This is a genomic window from Streptomyces kurssanovii (assembly GCF_040677245.1).
GTDB lineage: Bacteria > Actinomycetota > Actinomycetes > Streptomycetales > Streptomycetaceae > Streptomyces > Streptomyces kurssanovii.
In genome coordinates, this window is record NZ_JBFAQK010000059.1 from 1 (window position 1) to 22,358 (window position 22,358).

The 22,358-nt window shown below is 71.1% G+C and carries 20 protein-coding genes; 11 read left to right on the top strand and 9 right to left on the bottom strand.

The features are described from left to right. Positions 1-195: 195 nt before the first annotated feature. Positions 196-786, top strand: coding sequence for a malonic semialdehyde reductase (locus AB0K36_RS28695; protein WP_005312557.1), 591 nt, complete (start codon positions 196-198; stop codon positions 784-786). A 112-nt stretch (positions 787-898) separates the two neighbouring features. Here AB0K36_RS28695 and AB0K36_RS28700 read toward each other — a convergent pair whose 3' ends face one another. Next, positions 899-1,465, bottom strand: coding sequence for a DUF4245 domain-containing protein (locus tag AB0K36_RS28700; protein ID WP_364599933.1), 567 nt, complete (start codon positions 1,463-1,465; stop codon positions 899-901). A 136-nt stretch (positions 1,466-1,601) separates the two neighbouring features. Here AB0K36_RS28700 and glpX point away from each other — a divergent pair, with 136 nt between their 5' ends. Continuing rightward, positions 1,602-2,633: a class II fructose-bisphosphatase gene (gene glpX / locus AB0K36_RS28705; protein ID WP_364599875.1), complete on the top strand. Its 1,032-nt coding sequence runs from the start codon at positions 1,602-1,604 to the stop codon at positions 2,631-2,633. A gap of 96 nt (positions 2,634-2,729) precedes the next feature. Here glpX and AB0K36_RS28710 read toward each other — a convergent pair whose 3' ends face one another. After that, positions 2,730-3,083, bottom strand: a complete 354-nt coding sequence (locus tag AB0K36_RS28710) for a WhiB family transcriptional regulator (RefSeq protein ID WP_159687804.1) — start codon at positions 3,081-3,083, stop codon at positions 2,730-2,732. Between the two features lie 198 nt (positions 3,084-3,281). Further along, positions 3,282-3,974: a DUF1707 SHOCT-like domain-containing protein gene (locus AB0K36_RS28715; RefSeq protein WP_364599877.1), complete on the bottom strand. Its 693-nt coding sequence runs from the start codon at positions 3,972-3,974 to the stop codon at positions 3,282-3,284. A gap of 282 nt (positions 3,975-4,256) precedes the next feature. On the opposite strand from AB0K36_RS28715, the gene AB0K36_RS28720 reads away from it, so the two are divergent. The 3 genes from AB0K36_RS28720 (at position 4,257) to AB0K36_RS28730 (ending at position 9,914) form a co-directional block, all read left to right on the top strand. Beyond that, positions 4,257-5,231 carry a helix-turn-helix domain-containing protein gene (locus AB0K36_RS28720; RefSeq protein WP_364599879.1) on the top strand — a complete coding sequence of 325 codons (975 nt, stop codon included), beginning with the start codon at positions 4,257-4,259 and terminating at the stop codon, positions 5,229-5,231. Between the two features lie 188 nt (positions 5,232-5,419). Beyond that, on the top strand, positions 5,420-8,092 hold the full coding sequence (locus AB0K36_RS28725) for a S8 family serine peptidase (RefSeq protein ID WP_364599881.1): 2,673 nt from the start codon (positions 5,420-5,422) through the stop codon (positions 8,090-8,092). 145 nt (positions 8,093-8,237) lie between these two features. Beyond that, positions 8,238-9,914: a fumarate hydratase gene (locus AB0K36_RS28730; RefSeq protein WP_364599883.1), complete on the top strand. Its 1,677-nt coding sequence runs from the start codon at positions 8,238-8,240 to the stop codon at positions 9,912-9,914. Between the two features lie 74 nt (positions 9,915-9,988). On the opposite strand, the gene AB0K36_RS28735 is transcribed toward AB0K36_RS28730, so the two are convergent. From AB0K36_RS28735 to AB0K36_RS28750, 4 genes are all read right to left on the bottom strand, one after another. Beyond that, the gene (locus tag AB0K36_RS28735; RefSeq protein ID WP_364599885.1) at positions 9,989-10,300 is read right to left on the bottom strand and encodes a hypothetical protein; all 312 of its coding nucleotides are present in this window, start codon (positions 10,298-10,300) and stop codon (positions 9,989-9,991) included. Further along, positions 10,272-10,850 (bottom strand): RNA polymerase sigma factor, encoded by a 579-nt coding sequence (locus tag AB0K36_RS28740; RefSeq protein ID WP_364599887.1) that lies wholly within the window; start codon positions 10,848-10,850, stop codon positions 10,272-10,274. The genes AB0K36_RS28735 and AB0K36_RS28740 overlap by 29 nt, the downstream gene beginning before the upstream one ends. 424 nt (positions 10,851-11,274) lie before the next feature. Beyond that, positions 11,275-11,421: a hypothetical protein gene (locus tag AB0K36_RS28745; RefSeq protein WP_364599889.1), complete on the bottom strand. Its 147-nt coding sequence runs from the start codon at positions 11,419-11,421 to the stop codon at positions 11,275-11,277. A 92-nt stretch (positions 11,422-11,513) separates the two neighbouring features. Further along, positions 11,514-11,858, bottom strand: a complete 345-nt coding sequence (locus AB0K36_RS28750) for a hypothetical protein (RefSeq protein WP_364599890.1) — start codon at positions 11,856-11,858, stop codon at positions 11,514-11,516. Positions 11,859-12,021: 163 nt separating this feature from the next. Between AB0K36_RS28750 and AB0K36_RS28755 the strand changes: the two genes are divergently transcribed. Beyond that, a complete protein-coding gene (locus tag AB0K36_RS28755) occupies positions 12,022-12,285 on the top strand; it encodes a GntR family transcriptional regulator (RefSeq protein WP_364599892.1) in 264 nt (87 codons plus the stop codon). A 27-nt stretch (positions 12,286-12,312) separates the two neighbouring features. Here the strand turns inward: AB0K36_RS28755 and AB0K36_RS28760 are convergent, their stop codons facing one another. Next, complete coding sequence (locus tag AB0K36_RS28760) at positions 12,313-13,833, bottom strand: ricin-type beta-trefoil lectin domain protein (protein WP_364599894.1); 1,521 nt, start codon at positions 13,831-13,833, stop codon at positions 12,313-12,315. A gap of 106 nt (positions 13,834-13,939) precedes the next feature. On the opposite strand from AB0K36_RS28760, the gene AB0K36_RS28765 reads away from it, so the two are divergent. From AB0K36_RS28765 to AB0K36_RS28775, 3 genes are all read left to right on the top strand, one after another. Further along, positions 13,940-15,334 (top strand): class II fumarate hydratase, encoded by a 1,395-nt coding sequence (locus tag AB0K36_RS28765; protein WP_364599896.1) that lies wholly within the window; start codon positions 13,940-13,942, stop codon positions 15,332-15,334. Positions 15,335-15,404: 70 nt separating this feature from the next. Further along, positions 15,405-16,133: a cytidylyl-2-hydroxypropylphosphonate hydrolase gene (gene fomD / locus AB0K36_RS28770; RefSeq protein ID WP_364599898.1), complete on the top strand. Its 729-nt coding sequence runs from the start codon at positions 15,405-15,407 to the stop codon at positions 16,131-16,133. A gap of 337 nt (positions 16,134-16,470) precedes the next feature. Further along, the gene (locus AB0K36_RS28775; RefSeq protein ID WP_159687830.1) at positions 16,471-18,363 is read left to right on the top strand and encodes a SpoIIE family protein phosphatase; all 1,893 of its coding nucleotides are present in this window, start codon (positions 16,471-16,473) and stop codon (positions 18,361-18,363) included. 66 nt (positions 18,364-18,429) lie between these two features. Here the strand turns inward: AB0K36_RS28775 and AB0K36_RS28780 are convergent, their stop codons facing one another. Then, complete coding sequence (locus tag AB0K36_RS28780; protein WP_364599900.1) at positions 18,430-20,664, bottom strand: transglycosylase domain-containing protein; 2,235 nt, start codon at positions 20,662-20,664, stop codon at positions 18,430-18,432. A gap of 278 nt (positions 20,665-20,942) precedes the next feature. On the opposite strand from AB0K36_RS28780, the gene AB0K36_RS28785 reads away from it, so the two are divergent. Together AB0K36_RS28785 and AB0K36_RS28790 are read left to right on the top strand one after the other, a co-directional pair. Next, the gene (locus AB0K36_RS28785; RefSeq protein WP_435877951.1) at positions 20,943-21,911 is read left to right on the top strand and encodes an SPFH domain-containing protein; all 969 of its coding nucleotides are present in this window, start codon (positions 20,943-20,945) and stop codon (positions 21,909-21,911) included. After that, positions 21,857-22,186, top strand: coding sequence for a type II toxin-antitoxin system antitoxin (locus tag AB0K36_RS28790; protein ID WP_435877952.1), 330 nt, complete (start codon positions 21,857-21,859; stop codon positions 22,184-22,186). Before AB0K36_RS28785 ends, AB0K36_RS28790 begins: the two co-directional genes overlap by 55 nt. Positions 22,187-22,358: the final 172 nt, after the last annotated feature.

Consider the following 22,358-nt stretch of genomic DNA (forward strand, 5'->3'; position numbering starts at 1 on the left):
CGCGTCCACCCGCCTACCCAGTGGGCGCGCCCACTGGGTAGGCGGGTGGACGCGGGCCCAGGGCCAGGGAGGCGGACGCGGCGCGAAGGGCCGGTGTGAGGACGGACACATTGGGCATGTAGTTGAAATTTAATTCAACGCGACCGGGTTGGCAGCCTCCGTAAGGCTTTTTCACGCACGCGGAAGGTACGCCCCATGTCCCTCGTTCTTGACCCCGTCGCCCAGGACCTCCTCTTCCGTGAGGCCCGTACCGCCAACACGTTCACCGACGAGCCGGTGACCGAGGAGCAGGTCCAGGCGATCTACGACCTGGTCAAGTTCGGCCCGACCGCCTTCAACCAGAGCCCGCTGCGCGTGGTGCTGGTCCGCTCCGCCGAGGCCCGCGAGCGCCTCGTCGGCCACATGGCCGAGGGCAACCAGGCGAAGACCGCTTCCGCCCCGCTGGTCGCGATCCTGGCGGCCGACAACGAGTTCCACGAGGAACTGCCGTCCCTGCTGCCGCACTTCCCGCAGGCCAAGGACATGTTCTTCAGCGAGCGCCCGGTCCGCGAGCAGGCCGCCGGCCTGAACGCCGCCCTCCAGGCCGCGTACTTCATCGTGGGCGTGCGCGCCGCCGGCCTGGCCGCCGGCCCGATGACGGGCTACGACGCCGCCGGCATCCAGAAGGAGTTCCTGGACGACGACCACACCCCGCTGATGGTCGTGAACATCGGCAAGCCGGGTGACGACGCCTGGTTCCCGCGCTCCCCGCGTCTGTCGTACGAGGACGTCGTCACCACCGTCTGAGCGACGCGCCGCCCCCTACGGGCCCGCACAGCACACGAAGGCCGCCGCACCCACACGGGTGCGGCGGCCTTCGCCGTACGGGACGGGCACCCGCAGCGCGGGTTCCCAGGGGTCAGGAGCCGGCGGAGGGCTTCGCCGACGGGGTGGGCGACGCCGTGCCGGCCGGCTCGGCGGCCTTGAGCGACGCCGCCATCTCGGCGAGACGCTCCGGCCCCGCCGTGCCGGTGACCACCGTCGTCGCGCGGTTGTCCGTCAGCACCAGGGCGTCGTACTTCGGGCCGTCCCAGAACTGCCAGGCCCGTCCGGCCACCTGCTGGGTCCGCTCCGTCCTGACGGCCTCGTGGGTGACCTCGCGGATGTACTTGTCGGCCGGCCGGGCCGTGGACTGCTCCACCGCCACGTACTGGTCCTGGGGGTCGAGGAAGCCGAGGTGCCAGGCGTGGGCCTTGTCCCGCTCGAACGTCACCGAGGTGGCCCGCCACCCCTTGTCCAGCCCGTCGGGCGCCGCCACCGGGTACGGGGCGGCGCGCTGCGCCGTCACCAGTTCGACGCGGTAGTCGACCGTCCTGATCGGGTCGGCGTTCTCGTCGTGCGGAACGAGCATGTAGATGCCCGCCACGACGACGCCGATCACCGCCATGGACTGGAACATGCCCCGGATCGTCTGCTTGCCTCGCATACCTGCCACGTCCACCATGTTCGCATCCGACAGGTCTGCTCATCCGTGGCCCCCTCTGCTCAATATGTCGACGTACCGATAGAGTCGCCCCACCCTCTTTATTTACGGCCGTCGTCGTACAGAAAGGTGCGCTCCGATGACCGAGAATCATCTGCCGTCCCAGCTCGAGGTCTCTCCCGAGGCCCCCGACCGCAACCTCGCCCTGGAGCTCGTCCGGGTCACCGAGGCCGCCGCCATGGCCGCCGGCCGCTGGGTCGGGCGTGGTGAGAAGAACGGCGCCGACGGCGCCGCGGTCAAGGCCATGCGGACCCTCGTCTCCACCGTCTCGATGAACGGCGTCGTCGTCATCGGAGAAGGCGAGAAGGACGAGGCCCCGATGCTGTTCAACGGCGAGCGGATCGGTGACGGGACCGGCGCCGAGTGCGACATCGCCGTCGACCCGATCGACGGCACCACGCTGACGGCCAAGGGCATGCCCAACGCCATCGCCGTCCTCGCCGCCGCCGACCGCGGCACCATGTTCGACCCGTCCGCCGTCTTCTACATGGACAAACTGGTCACCGGCCCCGAGGCCGCCGACTACGTCGACATCAACGCCCCCGTGTCCGTCAACATCCGGCGGGTCGCCAAGGCGAAGCACTCCTCGCCCGAGGACGTCACGGTCGTCATCCTCGACCGCCCCCGCCACGAGGGGATCGTCAAGGAGATCCGCGAGACCGGCGCGCGGATCAAGTTCATCTCGGACGGCGACGTCGCCGGTTCGATCATGGCCGTCAAGGAAGGCACCGGCGTCGACCTGCTGCTGGGCATCGGCGGTACGCCCGAGGGCATCATCTCGGCGTGTGCCATCAAGTGCCTGGGCGGCGTGATCCAGGGCAAGCTGTGGCCCAAGGACGACGCCGAGCGGCAGCGCGCGATCGACGCGGGCCACGACCTTGACCGCGTCCTGAGCACGAACGACCTGGTCTCCGGGGAGAACGTCTTCTTCGTCGCCACCGGCATCACGGACGGCGAGCTGCTGCGCGGCGTCCGCTACCGCGCGGAGACCGCGATCACCCAGTCCCTGGTGATGCGTTCCAAGTCGGGCACCATCCGGCAGATCGACTCCACCCACCGGCTGTCGAAGCTCCGGGCGTACAGCCAGATCGACTTCGACCGAGCGCAGTAGCCCTCGGGCCGGCGGCGCCGGCCGGAGTGCGGAGCAGGCAAACGGAAGGGGCGCCCTATGTGCGAGGGCGCCCCGTTTCCGTGCCGTTGTCCGGAGTCAGGCCGCTGAGGCCGACTTCTTCACCTCGACGTCGCGGCGCCTGCGGCGGGCCAGCACCACGCGGCGCTCCGCCGCGGTGAGACCGCCCCACACGCCGTACGGCTCGGGCTGGAGCAGTGCGTGCTCCCGGCACTCCACCATCACCGGGCAGCGGGCGCAGACCCTCTTCGCCGCCTCCTCACGGGACAGCCGCTCGGCCGTCGGCTCCTTGGAGGGCGCGAAGAACAGTCCCGCCTCGTCCCGGCGGCACACCGCCTCCGCGTGCCAGGGACCTGCCTGGTCCTCCCGGGCAGGAATGCGCTGGTGCGGCACGGCGGCCACCTGCAGGGACTGATGCGGCAGTTGCAGCACGGTCTACTCCTGACGACGGGATTCGCGAGCGAGAGACGATGCAGCAGTCCCTACCCGCTGTGCGCACGCCTATGCACTGAGTGGCACTGAGTTCCGACGTACGGAATTACGGATCGGCGCGTGCGGCGCGAAAGCGCCCCTTGGGCCCGGCCGCGCCCGCCCGCGCCCGCCCGCGTCCGGCCCTCACCCGCGGACCCGTCAGTGCAGGTGCTTGCGGAGCCGGTCGTGGAGATCGGAGATCCGCCGGCCGCGCTTCGGCTTCGCCTCGACATTGCCGAAAACCGTGTAGCCGTTGACGACGACCACCGGCGCCTCGGGATCGGCGGCCTCCAGCGTCACGACCTCGAAGTTCCCGAAGATGCCGGTCCCGCTGCCGCGCAGGGAGATGTTCTCGGGGACGCGCACCTCGACATTGCCGAAGATGGAGGTCGCGTTGATCACGGAGAGCCGCTGCCCGTAGAGCGCCTCGGTGAGGTCGATCTCGATGTTGCCGAAGAGCGAGAACGCGTTCGTCCTGCGGCCCACCCGCCAACGGCCCTTGCGGGTCGAGCTGGAGAAGACGGCGACGAGGTTCTCCGCCGGGCCGCCCGGGTCCGCCGAGTCGTCGTAGTCGCGAACGGCGGCGGAGTCGGTCCGCCGGCCGGAGGCGGGCAGGTCCCGCACGATCGGTTCCAGCTCGCCCACGGTCTTGGCGCGGTAGACCGCGTCGATGCGCTCCGAATGCTCCTCGGCGTCCAGCCGGCCCTCGGCCAGGGCGTCGCGGAGGATGTCCGCGATCCGGTCGCGGTCGGCGTCGGAGGCACGGATGGCGCCGCCCGGGTCCGGCGGGGCGGCCGGCTTCTTGGGCTCCCCGCGGCCGGAGGCCGCTGAATCATGCTTGTCGAGGTCCACGGCACCAGCCTAGCGAAACGCGATAGATCGCGACTAGTGGCCCACGCCGTTCCGCCCGAAGCAGCCACTCGCCCGGACGCGAGCCGACGCCGGAGGTCTGGCGGAAACCGGCCTGGCGGGAACCCGCCGCGCGTACCGGAGTTTCCGCCGGATCCGCCTCTGGCAGTGTCCCGGACGGAGCCCGGCGTACACAGGATGGCCGGATGCCGGCGTGCGAGGGGCGAGCCGTCGGGCCCGCTCGCTGTGAGCACCGGGCAGGGCGGGTCACGAGGAGGCGGGGCGATGCTCGAAAGTCTGGGACTCGACGCCGTGCAGGAGCAGGTCTACGTCTGCCTGCTCAGAGCTCCGGCAGCCGACGCGACGGCGGTGGCGGCCCGCACCGGGATCACCGCCGAGCAGGTGGTCCCGGCACTCGCCCGGCTGGAGGCGGAGGGGCTGGTGACCCGGCGCCCGGGCCGGCCCGCCGGCTACCACGCGGCGCCGCCCGACGTCACGTTGAACCTGATGGTGCTTCAACGTATGGACGAGGTGCGCCGGGTGCAGCTCGCCGTCGAACGCCTCGCCGCCGAGCACCGCGCATACGGACAGGGCGGCTCGGGGGCCGAGCCGGTCGAGGCCCTGGAAGGTGCCGCCGCCATAGCGGACCGCTACCGCCAGATCCAGCGCGGCGCCAAGGAGGTGTCCAGCCTGGTCGCCGGCCCGGCCGTGGTGGTGACCGCCTCGGACAACACCGGGCAACGGGACGCGCTGCGGGCCGGGGTGCGTTACCGGGCGGCGTACGAGCGGGCCACGCTCGAACTCGACAGCGCGGACAACCCGTTGCTGCTGGAGGAGTGGGCCGCCCTGGGTGAGGAGATGCGCGTCACGCCGGAGGTCCCCCTGAAGCTGGTCATCGCCGACCGGCGGATCGCCCTGGCGCTCCCTCGGCGGCAGGCGCCGGGGGCGCCGGTCGGGCTCGTGGTGCGCACCGGCATCATCCTGGAGGCCCTCAACTGGCTCTTCGACCGCATCTGGGCGACGGCCCTGCCGGTGCCCGCGGCCCTGGCAGCCGTGCCGGAAGGGCCGCTGTCGGCGTCCGACCGTCGACTGCTGTCGCTGCTGCTGACGGGCTGCACCGACCAGGCCATCGCCTCGCAGTGGGGCGTGAGCATGCGCACCGTGCAGCGGCGCGTGCAGCGCCTCATCGCTCTGGCGGGGGTGCAGACACGCCTCCAACTGGGCTGGCAAGCCGCACGTCTGGGGTGGATCGAGCCGTAGGCCCGGGACGCCGGAGAGGGGCGCGCGACGGCGCGCGACCCGGCCCGACGAGGCGGTGGGGACGACGCCGGACGGGCTGTCGCATTTGCGACAGGACGCCAACGCGACAGCCGCGAGGGCTGATGAAAGGCCATCACCACCTGCCAGTGTGACGGCCGTTCACAGCCCTCGAGTGCTGAAGGATGCCCATGTCCCGTCCCCGCTCCACCGCCACGAACCACAGAGCCGGGCGCAGCGCCGTCGCGATCGCGACGGCGCTGCTCGCCGCCGGGAGCCTCGCCCTGACCGCTCTGCCCGCCCAGGCGACCCCTGCCGCCGCCGAGCCCGACGTGTCCGCCGCCGCGACGCAGTCCGCCGACAAGCTCGGCAGCCACGACCGCGCGCTCCTCGCGACCTACCGCAAGCAGCACCTCGCCCGCACCACCATGAAGAACGCCGACCGGGCGGTCCCGGACTTCGCGACGCTGCTGATCGCCGTCCGGGACGGCCGGACCGCCGAGGCGGAGCGAGCGCTCGCGGCCCTCGGGATCGAGAGCGCCCGTACCGAGTCGGCCGTCGGCTACATCAAGGCCAACGTGCCGTTCGGCATGGTGGACCGGGTCGCCGCGATCGAGGACGTCGTCGCCGTCGACGTGGACGAGCTGCTGAGGATCGACGAGGTCCGCCCGGACGGGTCGGACGCCGTGACCGCCGCGGGCGGGCAGGGGCCGGAGGCGCCCTCCGCGAGGACCCCCGACAGCAACGCCTACATGCCCACCCGGGAGACCGGCTCTGTTCAGTTCAAGGAGGGCAACCCCTCCTACGACGGCCGCGGCATCACCATCGGCATCATGGACACCGGAGTCGATCCGACCCATTCGGCGCTCGCGACCACCACCACCGGGGAGCGCAAACTGCTCGACACGGTCGCCGGGACCGATCCGCGGAACTTGATCGACCTGCTCTTCGACGCGACCTGGCAGAACCTGTCGGCGACGGCCAAGGTGTCCGGGCCGGTCTTCACCGACCAGGTCCGCGGCGAGACGTGGAAGGCGCCGGACTCGGCCGACCTGCGCATCGGCCTGCGTCCGATCCAGCTGCCCCAGGGAGCCACCGTCGTACCGACGCTGGTCCGCGAGTCGGACTCCGCGGTGTGGGTCGACACCGACCTCGACCACGACTTCACCGACGAGGAACTGCTGCGTCCGTACAAGGACAAGCAGCAGATCGCCCACTTCGGGACCGATGACCCGTCGACGCCGGTCAACGAGCGGATACCGTTCACCGTCCAGGTCAGGAACGACTTCTTCCCCGGCACGGTCAGCGTCAACGTGAACGTCATCACCGAGGCGCACGGCACCCATGTCGCGGGCATCACGGCGGCCAACGGCATGTTCGGCGGCCGGGCGGACGGCCAGGCGCCCGGTGCCAAGCTGGTCTCGATGCGTGCCTGCCACTCCTTCGGGTGCTCCAGCGCCGCGCTGACCGACGGCATGATCGATCTCGCCACGAAGCACGGTGTCGACGTGATCAACATGTCCATCGGCTCCTCGCCCGAGTTCAACGACGGGCAGAGCGCCCGCGCCCTCGTCTACAACCGGCTGATCGACGAGTCCGGGGTCCAGCTCTTCATCTCCGCCGGCAACTCGGGTGCCGGTGCGAACACGGTCGGCGATCCGACGGCCGCCGACAAGGTCGTCAGCGTCGGCGCGTCCGTCTCCCGGGCGACGTGGTGGGCGAACTACGGATCGCAGGTGCGTGACGAGCTGGGCGTCTTCCCGTTCTCGTCGCGCGGACCGCGTGAGGACGGCGGCTTCAAGCCCGACCTGACCGCTCCCGGCGCGGCCGTGTCCACCGTCCCCGACTGGCTGCCCAACTCGTCCGTCCCCGAGACCGGCTACACCCTGCCCGTCGGCTACTCGATGATGAACGGGACCTCGATGGCGTCCCCGCAGGCCGCCGGCGCGGCGGCCCTGCTGCTGTCGGCCGCGAAGCAGCGTGACGTCAGCGCCACCCCGGCCGAGCTCCGCAGCGCTCTCTACTCGTCGGCCCGTTACAACGACGAGGTTCCCGCCGTCGCCCAGGGCCGCGGCGGCCTCGACGTCCCGGGCGCGTGGAAGTTCCTCTCCGGTGGGGACACCGCGGTCGAGGCGGTGAGCGTCGTCGCACCCGTGTGCACTCCGCTCTCCGGCAGGCTGCTCACCCCGCACACCGGCAGCGGCGTGTTCAACAGCTGCGCCCCGGGCAGCGGCGGCCAGGGCATCGGCGAGTCCCGCACCTACGACGTGACCGTCCGCCGGACCTCCGGACCTGACCGGAAGATTCCGTACCTGCTCTCCCTGACCGGGAACGACGGCACCTTCTCCACTCCGCGCACGGTCCTCCTCGGCCTCGACGAGCCGACCGTGGTCGGGGTCACCGCCGAGCCGGCCACGCAGGGTGTCCACAGCGCGGTCCTGACCATCGACAACCCGGCGACCGAGGCGGTCGAACAGGCAGCGATGCTGGCCGTCGAGGCGGCGACGCCGCTGGCGGAGGGCAGCACGTACGAGGTGACCGGCGTCGCCGAGCGCAACGGCACGGTCCACTACACCGTCGCCGTACCGGCGGGCACCACGGCGCTGACGGTGAAGCTGGACGGCCTCGCCGACGGCAGCCAGACCCGCTGGTGGGCGTTCCGGCCGACCGGCGTCAGCGGCGAGTCCGCCGCACCCGGCTCCCTGTCCTGCTACTCGGGGTACCTCGACGGAAACGGCTGTGACCCGTCCACCCGCACGTACAAGGCCCCGGCAGCGGGCGTCTGGGAACTGGTCGTGGAGTCCCGGCGCACGTCCCCGCTCCTCGACAACCCGTACCGGCTGACGGCGACCGTCACCCGGTAGCGACATCGCTTGCCTCGCCCGCGCGGCCCCGGTCCCGGCCATGATCCCGGCCAGTGAGCCTTACCTCACAGGATCGGGTCCGCGCGGGCGTCTTACATTGGATGGCGCTGCCAACGAAGGCACGCTGCTGTCTGCGAAGTGAGGAATGGGCGAAATGCCGGAGTTCGCGTATACGGATCTGCTGCCGCTCGGCGAGGACACCACGCCGTACCGCCTGGTGACGGCCGAGGGTGTCTCCACCTTCGAGGCCGACGGCCGTACGTTCCTCAAGGTCGAGCCGGAGGCCCTGCGCAAGCTGGCCTCCGAGGCGATCCACGACATCCAGCACTTCCTGCGCCCGGCCCACCTCGCGCAGCTGCGGCGGATCATCGACGACCCGGAGGCGTCGTCGAACGACAAGTTCGTCGCGCTCGACCTGCTGAAGAACGCGAACATCGCCGCCGCCGGCGTGCTCCCGATGTGCCAGGACACCGGCACCGCGATCGTCATGGGCAAGCGCGGCCAGAACGTGCTCACCGAGGGCGGCGACGAGGAAGCCCTGTCGCGCGGTATCTACGACGCGTACACCGAGCTGAACCTCCGGTACTCGCAGATGGCCCCGGTCACCATGTGGGAGGAGAAGAACACCGGCTCCAACCTCCCGGCCCAGATCGAGCTGTACGCGACCGACGGCGGCGCCTACAAGTTCCTCTTCATGGCCAAGGGCGGCGGCAGCGCCAACAAGTCCTTCCTCTACCAGGAGACGAAGGCGGTCCTCAACGAGGCCTCCATGATGAAGTTCCTGGAGGAGAAGATCCGCTCGCTCGGCACGGCCGCCTGCCCGCCGTACCACCTGGCGATCGTCGTCGGCGGCACCAGCGCCGAGTTCGCGCTGAAGACCGCGAAGTACGCCTCCGCGCACTACCTGGACGAACTGCCGTCCGAGGGGTCGGAGCTCGGCCACGGCTTCCGCGACGAGGAGCTGGAGAAGAAGGTCTTCGAACTCACCCAGAAGATCGGCATCGGCGCCCAGTTCGGCGGCAAGTACTTCTGCCACGACGTGCGCGTGGTGCGCCTGCCGCGCCACGGCGCCTCGCTGCCCGTCGCCATCGCCGTCTCCTGCTCCGCCGACCGCCAGGCCGTCGCCAAGATCACGGCCGAGGGCGTCTTCCTGGAGCAGTTGGAGACCGACCCGGCGCGGTTCCTGCCGGACACGACGGACGAGCACCTGGACGAGGCCGGTGACGTCGTGAGGATCGACCTCAACCGGCCGATGGACGAGATGCTGGCCGAGCTCTCCAAGTACCCGGTCAAGACCCGCCTTTCGCTGACCGGCCCGCTGGTCGTCGCCCGCGACATCGCGCACGCGAAGATCAAGGAGCGCCTCGACGCGGGTGAGGAGATGCCGCAGTACCTGAAGGACCACCCGGTCTACTACGCGGGTCCCGCGAAGACCCCGGAGGGCTACGCCTCCGGCTCCTTCGGACCGACGACGGCCGGCCGGATGGACTCCTACGTCGAGCAGTTCCAGGCCGCCGGCGGCTCCAAGATCATGCTGGCCAAGGGCAACCGCTCCCAGCAGGTCACGGACGCGTGCGGCACGCACGGCGGTTTCTACCTCGGCTCCATCGGCGGCCCGGCGGCGCGGCTCGCGCAGGACTGCATCAAGAAGGTCGAGGTCGTCGAGTACGAGGAGCTCGGCATGGAGGCGGTCTGGAAGATCGAGGTCGAGGACTTCCCGGCGTTCATCGTCGTGGACGACAAGGGCAACGACTTCTTCCAGGACCCGGCGCCCGCGCCGACGTTCACGTCCATCCCGGTGCGCGGCCCGGGCCTCGCGTAGCCCCGCACCCGACGGCTCGGCCCCTCCCGCAAGCTGCGGGAGGGGCCGAGCCGTCGGGTAGCGGCGCCTGCCCGCTACGTCGGGACCGAGGAGGTCGGCCGTTCCTCGTGGACCCGGTCCGCGACGGTCAGCCTGCACGCGCCGTCCTCGCAGGTGCGCCGCAGGCGGCCCCGCGAGACGGTCTGCATCAGGCCGATGGCCCAGCACATCGGGCAGCCGCGCAGTGCCAGCACGCCGACCGGCAGGAGCAGCAGGCTGACCGGACCGGTGACCGGGAGGAACGCGACCGAGCCGATCAGACTGCCGAAGCCGATCACCCCCCGGACCAGGTGTCGGGTCAGGGACGAACTCGCGAAGTCAGGACCGTCGGCCTTGGCTGTCGTCATGGGCGTCTCCAGACGCGGGTTCGGATGTGGCACGGAGGGACCGCTGGACCGCGGTGCGGGCGCGGTGCAGGCGCGATTTCATCGCGGCGGTACTGAGGCCGAGCGCCTCGGCGACCATGCGTCCGCTGTAGCCCTGGATGTCCCGCATGATCAGTACGCGGCGCTGCTCGGCCGGCAGAGCGGCGACGGCGGCCGCCACCTCGCCCGCCTCGATGCGCTGCAGAGCCACGTCCTCGGCCGAGCGCACGGCGGCGTCCGGCAGCGGCGCGTCGGCCCGCATCGTCCGCGCGCGCCGCAGGCACTCGTTGCGGACGATGCGGAACATCCACGACGCCAGTGCGCCGGACGCCCGCAGCATCCCGATCTTGCGGTAGAGGATGATCAGGGCTTCCTGCGCCGCGTCCTCGGCATCCTCAGGAGTGGCGCAGAGCGAGCGGGCGAATCGCCGCACGTTCGGATGCGAACCCGACACCAGCGCGGTGATCGCATCGATGTCGCCGCGCTGCGCGGCGACGATCAGATGATCAGCGGGCCAGGACGTGTCACCCACGGGCTTGCCTTCGCTTACGCATGACGAAATAGCTGCACGTGCAGAGCAGCACGGCTCCCGCGGCGATGGCGATACCTACGATCATGAAGACCTCCCGATCCCGTCCCGGCGTCCACCGGCACATGTATAGGAGGCGCGAGTCCACCGAAAGGATTCGGCCCGGCCCGGAACGGTCGACCGTGCCGTGCGGCACGGCGTCGGCGCAAGGGCAGCGGGCAGAGGTCGTCATCACGTCATGGCGGCGTCGGAGACTCGAGACACGTGTCCGGTGGGACCAGGGCGGTCGTGTGGCACGGGCAGTCGCACAGCAGGTGCCGTACGCCGGGGACACCGCTGTCGCAGGCCACGTGGTCGCGGCAGCGGTCGTGACGGCCCACGATGCACCGCGGAGACCGGAACGCGGGCTCGGGTGTCCCCTCGCCGGTCACCGCTCCTCCCCGGGCCGCAGGGTGAACGCGTCCGCCAGCGCGCGGGCGAGCAGGGACACGCTCACCGCGTCGGCGATCTCGGGTGTCACCCACCAGGCGTCCCCCGCCCTGTCGTGATGCGGCCCCTCGTGCCCGGACGCCAAGACGCACACCGACCCCGCACACACCGGCCGGACCACGGCGACGACGGCGAACACGGACCGCCGGGCCCCGCAGCGCCCCGACACTCCGCGGCTCATCGCGCGGCCCCGACGGCATGGATGTTCCGGTGGTCGACGTCGACCCCGACCGTGGCCGGCCACAGCGCCCGCCGTCGCCTGCGCTGGGCAGCCGCGCAGGAGTGATCCGCGAGGTAGGGGCGAACGAGGGGTGACCCGGCGCCGTCGAGGAGGGTGGCCTGTTCGCGGGCGTAGGCGGATCGCCGGGCGGGGATCCGGGGCGGTCGGGGTCGCGGTACCGGCCGGATCCGCCGGGACGGCCCGCACCGGTGCCTGCCGGTGGCGGGCAGCGCGAGCATCAGCATCTGGAGGAGGACGGGAATCAGGACCCGGCCCAGTGCACGCGCGATAGGGTTCCGCACGTCATCAACTCCCTTGAAGTTGGTGGCCATGCCCCGGGACCGGTCGCACGGTCGCCGGGGTCTTCGCTTGCATCAGCACCCTAGGCCGTGATGCACCGTGATGCATCATGATGTAGCTAGAGCCACCCATACGTGCCTTAGTATGACTATCTAGCGTTGCACCATGAGCCTTGATCCGGAGTCGGGACGCCCGCTGTACATGCAACTGGCGGACGTCATCGCCGCGAAGATCGCCACCGGGGAGTATGCGCCGGACCGCATGATCCCCACCCCCGCCCGTCTCGCCGACGAGCACGGCATCGCACAGATGACGGCCCGCCGCGCCATGCGCGAACTCCGCGAGCGCGGCCTGATCTTCACCGTGCCGGGCAAGGGCTCCTACGTGAGCCCGGACGCCGGAAAGACCGGCACCCCGCCCGAGGCGTAGCCCCGCACGCGGTGCCGGTCCCCGCCGTCAGGCGAAGCGCTGGTTCGCCGAGCCGTCGCACGCACGGAGCCGGACCGGCTCGTGCGCCGCACCCTGGGTCAGGCAGACCCCGGTCGCGGACGCCGGCCGGATCGTCGCCCCGGTGCGGACGAACTTCTGGTTGGCACCGCCGTGGCAGTCCCAGACGGCGAGGGAGACGCCCGCCCGGTAGTCGCCGCCGGGCACGTCCAGGCAGCGGTCCTGGGACAGTTCCGTGTGGACGGTCCCCCGCGCGGGGTCGTACCACCAGCCCTGGTTGCGCCCGCCGTGACAGTCCCAGCCGAGCACGCCCGTACCGTTCGCGCTGTCGGCACCGTCGACGTCCAGGCAGTCGCCGGTCGCCTCGTTGCGCAGCGGCTTGTAGGCGTCGTCCCAGGCGTACGGGAACAGGACCGGCTTCCCCGTGGAGTTGACGTCCGCGCAGCTCGCCTCGCGCACCGAGGAGTTGTAGAGCTGCGTCAGGCACGAGGCGAACGCCGCGTGGCCGCGGATGTTGGGATGGAAGGACTGGCGTACCGAGTTCGCGTCCGGCGGGAAGTGGCCGAGGTCGATGTAGAGACCGCGGGCCCAGGGGTCCTGGTAACAGACCTCGTGGCCGTGGAAGAGACGCGAGTTGTCCAGGTACACGGCCCCGGTGGCGCGCGCGGCGTCGCGCATTCCGCGTTCGAAGGCGGGGACGGCGGTGTTGCGGCCCCAGACGGTGTCGGAGTCGTAGCCCATCCCACCGCAGACCAGTTTGCCCGGGAAGTCGGGGTTGTCGCGGAAGTCGGGGCCGATCGGGCTCGGGTAGCCCATGACGACCAGCTTGTAGTCGCGGTCCTGGTACCCGGCGTCGCGCATCACGGTGCGCAGGTCGCGCACGGTCTGCTCGACCTTGGGGACGAGGCCGTCGACGCGGGCCTGCCAGCCGGGGGCGTACTTGGGCTCGCACGGCCCCTGGATCAGGACGTAGCGGGTGACGCAGTCGGTCATGACCGGGCCGAACTGGAGGTCGTCGTTGGCGCCGGCGACCAGTAACACCATCTTGACGCGCGTGTTGCGGGCCTTGACCGCCAGGTTGTCACTCTGGACCAGTTCGTCGGCGTGCTGCTTGCTGCCGCCGATGCGGATGTTGGGGGTGGACGCACCGGAGCAGGAGACGTTGTACGTGACGTCCGCGGGGATTCCGGTGCGGTGGATGGCGGCGTCGGGCGAGCGGTGGCACCAGTTGTCGGGCCCGTTGGTGCCGGGTTCGTAGGTGCCGACGCCCTCGCCGGATATCTCGCTGTCGCCGAGCGAGACGAGCGCGGTCCTGCGTTCGGCGAGCGGACGCTCCGCGGGGCTGCCGTAGAGCGCGGTCGCCTCGGCGGCCCGGACGGCCTCGAGTTCGGGCGGCAGGGGTACGGTCGCGGAGCCGACGGGCTCCGCCGCCGCGGGAGCGGCTACGGCCAGGCCGCTCAGAACGGTGACGAGTGCGGCGGCGGCCGCCACGGTGCGACGGAGTCGAAGTCTGGGAACGGTGCCTTTCATTGCGCCTCCCCGGGTTGTGGTTACCCGGGGTATTTACTGGCGGGTAGCGCAGTTGGGAATAGGCAGAACAAGACAAGTGCTCAACTTTTTCAGGAGGTACGACACGATGAGCGACGCCGACGAGTACCGGACCGAGCACGATTCGATGGGTGAGGTGCGGGTCCCCGTCCACGCCAAGTGGCGGGCGCAGACCCAGCGGGCCGTGGAGAACTTCCCCGTCTCCGGTCAGCGTCTGGAGCGTTCGCACATCGAGGCGCTGGCCCGTATCAAGGCCGCCGCAGCCCAGGTCAACGCCCAACTCGGCGTGCTGGACACGGACATCGCGGAGGCGATCGCCGCCGCCGCGGCGGAGGTCGCGGAAGGCCGCTGGGACGAGCACTTCCCGGTCGACGTCTTCCAGACCGGCTCCGGCACCTCCTCCAACATGAACACCAACGAGGTCCTCGCCACCCTCGCCACCGAGCGTCTCGGCCGCGACGTGCATCCCAACGACCATGTGAACGCGTCCCAGTCGTCCAACGACGTCTTCCCCTCCTCCATCCACATCGCGGCGACCGCGGCCGTCACCCGGGACCTGATCCCCGCCCTGGACCATCTCGCCGCCTCGCTGGAGCGGAAGGCCACCGAATTCGCGGCGGTCGTCAAGGCCGGCCGCACGCATCTGATGGACGCGACGCCCGTCACCCTCGGCCAGGAGTTCGGCGGCTACGCGGCCCAGGTCCGGTACGGGATCGAACGGCTGAAGGCCTCGCTGCCCCGTCTCGCGGAACTGCCCCTGGGTGGCACGGCCGTGGGCACCGGGATCAACACCCCGCCCGGCTTCTCCGCCGCCGTCATCGCCGAGGTGGCCCGCGTGACCGGGCTGCCGCTGACGGAGGCGCGCGACCACTTCGAGGCCCAGGGGGCCCGTGACGGCCTCGTGGAGACCTCGGGACAGCTCCGTACGGTCGCGGTCTCGCTCACCAAGATCTGCAACGACCTGCGCTGGATGTCCTCGGGGCCGCGCACCGGTCTCGCCGAGATCGCCCTCCCGGACCTCCAGCCCGGCTCCTCGATCATGCCGGGCAAGGTGAACCCGGTGATCCCCGAGGCTGTTCTGATGGTGGCCGCTCAGGTCACCGGCAACGACGCGACCGTCGCGGCGGCCGGCGCCGCCGGCAACTTCGAGCTCAACGTCATGCTTCCGGTGATCGCCAAGAACCTGCTGGAATCGGTCAGACTTCTGGCCAACGCCTCGCGCCTGCTGGCGGACCGCACTGTCGACGGCATCACGGCCGACGTGGAACGGGCCCGCGAGTACGCCGAGTCCTCCCCCTCGGTCGTCACCCCGCTCAACAAGTACATCGGCTACGAGGAGGCGGCGAAGGTCGCCAAGAAGTCGCTCGCGGAACGCCGGACGATCCGTGAGGTCGTGCTCGAGTCCGGCTATGTGGAACGGGGAGACCTGACCGTGGAACAGCTGGACGAGGCACTTGACGTGCTGCGCATGACCCATCCGTGACGCCCGGGCCGTGACACGGCCCGTGACACGCCTCGCAGCGTGGCCCGTTCCGTACTCCTAAGATCTGCTCATGACAGGCACGGGAGGCCCGGCACACGGAACGGGCAGGACGGAACCGCACAGGACCGAAGCGAAGAGCGCCGCACGCTGGGAGCCGGGCGACCACATCCTGTGGCGCTACCGCGGGCACGCGCCGGGCCGCGCCGGCCGGGCGTTCCACATCTGCCGGCCCGTGACCGTCGTCCAGGACACCGACGAGCTGCTCGCCGTCTGGATGGCCCCCGGCACCGAGTGCGTGAAGCCGGTCATCGCGGACGGCACCCCGGTGCACGAGGAGCCGCTCGCCACCCGCTACACCGCACCCCGCACCACCGCCCGCACCCGCTGGAGCGGCAACGGCGTGCTCAAGCTGGCGCAGCCCGGGCTGCCCTGGTCGGTGTGGCTGTTCTGGGAGCACGACTGGCAGTTCCGCAGCTGGTACGTCAACCTCGAGGAACCCCGTACCCGCTGGTCGGGCGGCGTCGACTCGGAGGACCACTACCTCGACATCTCCGTCTATCCCGACCGGAGTTGGCTGTGGCGGGACGAGGACGAGTTCGAACAGGCGCAGCGGGTCGGCCTGATGGACGCCCGGACGGCGAGGGGGGTACGGGAAGCGGGCCGCGCGGCGGTCGAGGTGATCAGCGCCTGGGGTGCGCCGTTCTCCGAGGGCTGGGAGGGCTGGCGGCCGGACCCCGCCTGGCGTGTACCGGCCCTTCCGGCCGACTGGGACCGGCTGCCGGCGCGGCAGGCGGCCTGATCCGGGCGCTCCGGCCGGTTCCCGACGGGAACGCGCTCCGGCGTATACGACCTCGTGAGACTCTTGATGCGCCCCCTGGGGTCAAACGTAGGATCGTCGTCCGCAAGGCTGCGCCGTACGAGGGAGCAGGAGCGCAGGGCCCGACCGTTCAGTCATTCACCAGTCACAGAGCGTCCAGTCACCGAGCGTCTCGCACGAGGCAGCACGAGTCACTCACCACAGGGGGTTGAGCTGTGCCGGAAGCCCGCCACCCTGTCGACGTCACCCCCAGAGCGGGTATACCGCCCCACGAGGCGATCGCAGCGCACCACCGGCCCGGATGGACGGAATCCCACGCGTGACGGAGCATCCCACCTCCCACGAAGGCCGGCAGCCCCTGGCTGCCCGGTCCCAGGAACGCACCCGGCCGCGGGCGCAGGCGGCCGGGGCATCACCCGCGCCCGCCGGGCCGCCGCCCAAGCCCCAGCCTCAGCCGCAGGTGCACACGGCGCCGCTGCAGGCCCAGGACATCGCGGGGACCGCGAGACGGGAGGGCGACCGGCTGCGGTTCGTAGGAGCGGCCACCCGGCGGATCGCGCGCGGCATCGACCTGGACGAGATCGTGCTCGGTCTGTGCCGGGCCACCGTTCCGACGTTCTCCGACGCGATCCTGGTCTATCTCCGCGACCCGCTGCCGGTCGGGGACGAACGGCCGGTGTCCCCGTTCGTGCTGCGGCTCCGGCGCACGGACAGGCTGCGCTCCAGCGCCGACGACACCGATCAGGGCGGCGTCGGCGCCATGCCGCTGCTGGACGCCGGGAGCGAGCCCACACCCGCCGCCGAGCTCTGTGAGGTCCGGTCCGGAGGGGCCCTGTCCGAGGTGCTGCGCGGCGTGCGGCCCGTCTTCGGCGACTCGGCCGCGGCCCGTGCCGCGCTGCCCGAGCTGCTCGGCGACGGACGTTCCGTACCGACCGGCCACCGCGCGATACTCGCGCCGCTGCGCGGCCGCCGCCGGGTGATCGGCGCCGCCGTCTTCCTGCGCCGACCCGACCGGCCCGCCTTCGAGCCGAACGACCTGCTCGTCGCCGCGCAGCTGGCGACCCACACGGCGCTCGGCATCGACAAGGCGGTGCTGTACGGCCGCGAGGCGTACATCGCCGACGAGCTCCAGCGCACGATGCTGCCGGACTCGCTGCCCCAGCCGACCGGCGTACGGCTCGCCTCCCGCTATCTGCCGGCGGCGGAGACCGCACGCGTGGGCGGCGACTGGTACGACGCCATCCCGCTGCCCGGCAGCCGCGTGGCGCTGGTCGTCGGTGACGTCATGGGCCACTCGATGACCTCCGCCGCGATCATGGGTCAGCTGCGGACGACCGCGCAGACCCTGGCCGGCCTCGACCTGCCGCCCCAGGAGGTCCTGCACCACCTGGACGAGCAGGCCCAGCGCCTCGGCACCGACCGCATGGCCACCTGCCTCTACGCGGTGTACGACCCGGTCTCGCACCGGATCACCATCGCCAACGCCGGGCACCCGCCGCCCATCCTGCTTCACCTGGGCGGGCGGGCCGAGGTGCTGCGTGTGCCGCCAGGCGCCCCCATCGGCGTCGGCGGGGTCGACTTCGAGGCCGTGGAGCTGGACGCCCCGGCCGGCGCGACGCTGCTGCTCTACACCGACGGGCTGGTCGAGTCCCGGCTGCGTGACGTGTGGACGGGCATCGAGCAGCTGCGGGAGCGGCTCGCGGACACCGCGCAGCTCACCGGGCCCGACCACTCGCCGCCGCTGGAGGCGCTCTGCGACGACGTGCTCGACATGCTGGGCCCCGGCGACCGCGACGACGACATCGCCCTGCTCGCGGCCCGCTTCGACGGGATCGCGCCGAGCGACGTCGCGTACTGGTTCCTCGAGCCGGAGGACGCGGCCCCGGGGCGGGCCCGCCGCCTCGCCCGGCGCGCACTGGCCCGCTGGGGCCTCGAGGAGCTGTCCGACTCGGTGGAGCTGCTGGTCAGCGAGGTCGTCACCAATGCCGTGCGGTACGCGGAGCGGCCGGTGACCCTGCGGCTGTTGCGCACCGATGTGCTGCGCTGCGAGGTCGGCGACGACTCGCCGCAGCTGCCCCGGCAGCGCCGGGCACGGGACACGGACGAAGGCGGACGTGGCCTGTTCCTGGTGAACCGGCTGGCGAGGCGCTGGGGTGCGACCCGGCTGTCCACCGGCAAGGTCGTCTGGTTCGAGCTGCCCACACGGGCCTGACAGGCATACGAAGGCGCCCGCACCCCGAGGACCGGGGTGCGGGCGCCTTCGTCGTTCCCGGGCCCGTCAGGGCTGCGGCGGGCGGCGGTCGGTGTCCTTGTCCGGGTCGCCGTCACCCGGCTCGACGGGAGGCGTGAACGTCCCCGTCGGCGGCGTGATCGTCGTCGTGGGCGTCGGGAACTCGTCCGTCGGCGTCGGGTCCGCCGAACCGGTGTCCGTGGGCGTCGGAGTCGGGTCCTCGGTCTCCGTCTCCGTCTCCGTGGGCGTCGGGGTCGGGTCCTCGGTCTCCGTCTCGGTCTCCGTCGGGGTCGGGTCCGGGCTCGCGATCTCCGCGACGTCGAGGTCGAACTCGGCGTCGGAGCCGCCGTTCAGCGCGCCGAGCGTGTAGTCGGCCCAGATCCTGGCGGGGAAGCCACCGCCGTTGGCGCGGCCGGCCTGTGCGGTGCCCGTGAGGGACACCTGGCCGCCGCCGTCCTTGGGAGACTCGCCGAACAGGGCCACCACCGTGGTGAGTTCGGGCGTGTAGCCCGCGAACCAGGCGGACCGGTTCTTCTCCGAGGTGCCCGTCTTGCCGGCGGCCTCGTAGAAGCTCGACTTCGCGGCGATGCCCGAGCCGTTCTTCACCACGCCCGTGAGTCCCGCGGTGACCGTGTCGGCCGTCTCACGGCTGATCACCTGGCTGCCGATCGGGTCCTGGACCTCGAATTCGCGGTCCTTGTGCTCGGCCTTGCCGACGATCGTCGGGGTGACCTTCTTGCCGTGGTTGTCGAGGGTCGCGTAGACACCCGCCATGTCCCAGGTGGAGGCGCCCATCACGCCCAGCGAGATCGAGGGACGCTCGGGGAAGTTGATGTCCGGCATGCCCAGTTCGAGCGCCGTCTCCTTCACCTTGTCCAGGCCGACGTCGACGGCCATCTGCGCGAAGGCGGAGTTGATCGACCTGTTCAGCGACGTCTGGACGCTGACGGGGCCGTAGCTCTTGTCGAGGTCGTTCTGCGGGCTGAACGGGGTGTCGCTGCCCTCGACCGGGCGCTTGCTGGTGCCGTCGTAGACCGTGTTGAGGCCGATCGGGTCGCCGTCCTGCGTCTCGGACTCGTTCTCCAGGGCGGAGGCGAACACGACCGGCTTGAAGGTCGAGGCCGGCTGGTAGTCGCGGCGGGTGGCGTTCGACAGCCAGTGCTGGGTGGCGTCCACACCGCCGTAGAGGGCCACGACCTTGCCGGTCTTCGGGTCGACGGAGGTGGCGCCGGCCTGCACGGTGGCGTCGACCTTGTCGCCCTTGCGGTCGAGCTCGTCCTCGAGCTGCTTCTGGACCGCGCCCTCCAGCTCCTTCTGGCGCTTGGAGTCGATGTTGAGGGTGATCGTCCAGCCGCCGGCGTCGAGGTCGGCCTTGTCGATGCCCTGGCGGGACAGCTCCTGCTTGGCGGCCTCGACGATGTAGCCGGCCTGCCCGCTGAGGCCGGCCGGCGCCTTCGGTGCCTGCGGGGCGGGGAACTTCAGGCTGTCGCGGGTGCTCTTGTCGAGCCAGCTCTCCTCGACCATGTTGTTGAGCACGTAGTTCCAGCGGTTGGTGACCGTCTCCTTGGTCTCGTCGGAGGCGACGGCCCAGTCGTAGCTGCTGGGGGCCTGGACGAGAGCCGCGAGGTAGGCACCCTGGGCGACGTTCAGCTTCTCGGCGTCGACGCCGTAGTACGCCTGGGCAGCCGCCTGGATGCCGTACGCGCCACGGCCGAAGTAGCTGGTGTTGAGGTAACCGGCGAGGATCTCGCTCTTCTCCCTCTTCCGGTCCACCTTGAGCGAGATCACCAGCTCTTTGAGCTTGCGGCTGACCGTCTGGTCCTGGTTCAGGTAGTAGTTCTTGACGTACTGCTGGGTGATCGTCGAGCCACCCTGCTTGCCCTGTCCGGTGAGGGTGTTCTTCAGACCCCGGAGCGTGCCCTTGATGTCGACGCCCGAGTCCTCGAAGAAGGTCTTGTTCTCGGCCGCGACGAAGGCGTACTGGACGTCCTGGGGGATCTTGTCCAGGCCGACGATCTCCCGGTTGACCTTGCCCTCCCGGGCCAGGAGCTTGCCGTCGCTGTACTTGTAGACGTTGCTCTGCAGCTTGGCCTCTGCGTTGGCCTCGGGGACCGGGACGAGCAGATAGGCCACGAAGAACGCGCCCATGGCCAGCAGGCACAGGCCGAGGAACGTGCCGAGCATCTTCTTGAAGGTGAAGAAGCGGCGTATGCCCGAGGGCCTGGATTTTCTCGCCCGGCGCGCACCGCGCTGCCGGGCCTGTCGCGCTTCCGCTCGGCCCATCGCTCCGTCGCTCCCGCTCTGTCGGCCTGCCGGCTCACTCGTCCGGCGTTCTGGTCACCGGTGTCTGCCCGGAATCAGCTCAGAAAGCTAACACCGGTCACCCAGACAAAGAGGAGCTGATCCCCCCTTTTCCGGACGTGAGAATGAGCACCCCGTCTCAAGGAACCGACTCACGAGAAGGCTCCAGGGTTGCGACATGCGTTAAAGTGATATCAGTTTGCTAGACCGACGACGGACCGGCGGACGGCATCGCGCCGTGCGCGGAAACGGGGACGACCATGCCTGCCACCTCCAGCCACGACACGGCCTCCGGCGTGAGGAACGGCGCACCCGACGCGCCGGAAGTACCGGAGATGCCCCAGCCGCGGGTGCGCGAGTTCACCGCCCACAGCATCGGAGGCGGCCTGGCACTGCTGCTCGGCCTCGTCGGACTGGCGGCGGGGGCGGCGCTCGTCGTCGCCGCCACCGCGTTCGACTCGGCCGGCACCAAGGCCGTACTGATCACCGGCGGCGTCGTGATCGGCATCGCCGCCTTCCTCGCCATGTGCGGGCTGAACATGGTCGCCCCGGGTGAGGCACGCGTCGTCCAGCTCTTCGGCCGCTACCGGGGCACGATCCGCACGGACGGACTGCGCTGGGTCAACCCGCTCACGGCACGGACCAAGATCTCCACCCGGGTGCGCAACCACGAGACGGCCGTGCTGAAGGTCAACGACGCGTACGGCAACCCCATCGAGCTCGCCGCGGTGGTCGTGTGGAAGGTCGAGGACACCGCCCAGGCCATGTTCGAGGTCGACGACTTCCTCGAGTTCGTCTCCACCCAGACCGAGGCCGCGGTCCGCCACATCGCCATCGAGTACCCCTACGACGCCCACGACGAGGAGGGCCTGTCGCTGCGCGGCAACGCGGAGGAGATCACGGAGAAGCTCGCCGTGGAACTGCACGCACGCGTCGAGGCGGCCGGCGTCCACATCATCGAGTCCCGCTTCACCCACCTCGCCTACGCCCCCGAGATCGCCTCCGCGATGCTCCAGCGCCAGCAGGCAGGCGCGGTCGTGGCCGCCCGTCGCCAGATCGTCGACGGCGCGGTCGGTATGGTCGAGGCCGCCCTCGCCCGGATCGCCGAGCAGGGCATCGTCGAACTGGACTCCGAGCGCAAGGCGGCCATGGTCTCCAACCTGATGGTGGTGCTGTGCGGCGACCGCGCGGCCCAGCCGGTCCTCAACACGGGCACGCTCTACCAGTGACGCCGCCGCCCTCCGAACGCAAGCAGGTGCTCCTGCGGCTGGACCCGGCGGTGTACGAGGCACTCGCCAGGTGGGCCGGGGACGAGCTGCGCAGCGCGAACGCGCAGATCGAGTTCCTGCTGCGACGCGCGCTGGCGGACGCAGGCCGGCTGCCCTCGTCCACGGCCCCCATCGCCCGGCGCGGCCGGCCGCCCAAGGCGCAGCCGGGGGCGGCCGGGGACGCCGGGAGCGGGGGCGCCGGCGGCACCAGGGGTGCCGGGGGCGGGATGCCGTAACGGCGCGGGGCCGGGGGCGGCGGGGCCGCTCCCGGCCCCGTCCTTTCCGGAACAGGACCTCACCCGGACCGGGTACCGCGCGGTGTCCTCGAGCGCCGTACGGGTCCGGGTCGCCCGGAGCCCCCGGTTCCGGGACCCCCGTCCGCAGCGGCGCCCCCGCTATACACATCGC